This window comes from Idiomarina sp. UBA4206 (assembly GCF_002383015.1).
GTDB lineage: Bacteria > Pseudomonadota > Gammaproteobacteria > Enterobacterales > Alteromonadaceae > Idiomarina > Idiomarina abyssalis.
In genome coordinates, this window is record NZ_DFTS01000011.1 from 24,582 (window position 1) to 25,501 (window position 920).

Genomic DNA, 920 nt, shown 5'->3' on the forward strand with positions numbered 1-920 from the left:
AATTTTTTAGGCGCTAACGGCCAATTTTGCCTAAATCATGGGTGTAAACTCAGAGATAATTGGCGCATTTCCTTCAATTTTAAGGGCAAGGTGCCGATAAGACAGTGAAGCGAGGCGCGCAGTGAGTAAGTGGGAAAAGCTAGAAAATTCTATTAATAAAAAATTAGAAAAGTCTTTTTCTAACGTTAGTAATGTTGTCAGAAGTGCGACCCCCGATAAAATGCGCCAATGGCGCGGCGAAGCCGTACAAAAACTAAGTGCCTCTGCCACTAGCGCCATGGCCGCTCCTGCGAGGCTTGGTCAAAAACTGGAAACGATTAAGGATCACTCTGCTGAAAAAGCTCAAGCGCTTAAACTCGACCTTAGTAAAAATATTCAAAAAAATAAGAGCGGTAAATTAGGAAAATTTGGTTTTGTTGCAGCTATTGTAGCCGCTCTTCAGTGGGCCATCCTTCCACTTTATAAAAAGATTTCAATCTTCTTTACCACCATGCAACCTGCGACTCTAGCTTCTACCATTGTGCTGGTCACCGTCGGAAGTATTGCGGGTATCGGCGTCTATAATAGTAGTAATAAAATTGCCGAGGAAGCCGGATTAATTGAACGAGCTCCTGCAGCCATTGAAAAACCTGACCCGCGCCCTAAATACTACAAGCGAAATGAAAAAGAGCTTTTAATCTCAAATGTCATCGTTCCGTCGTATCTAGAAGGTAAGAATTCTCTGCGAAAACTGCAAATTGATTTTACGATTATTTCCTCCAACCGCTATATTCGCGAGTATTTCTTTGATAACTCTTACCTACTTGAAGATGTTTTAAACTCAAAAATCGAACCTATCGTTCCCGACTTTCCTCTAGGTGATGAGGGCAAGCTCATTATCAAAGAGAAGATAAAAGCTGAGCTTAATTTGCTTTTAAAAA

General features: G+C 41.1%; 1 protein-coding gene. It reads left to right on the plus strand.

What is annotated here, in order from left to right; translation table 11 throughout:
- Positions 1 to 121 precede the first annotated feature (121 nt).
- A partial coding sequence (locus tag B3180_RS02075) for a hypothetical protein (protein ID WP_286842689.1) occupies positions 122 to 920 on the plus strand: 799 nt, incomplete at its 3' end.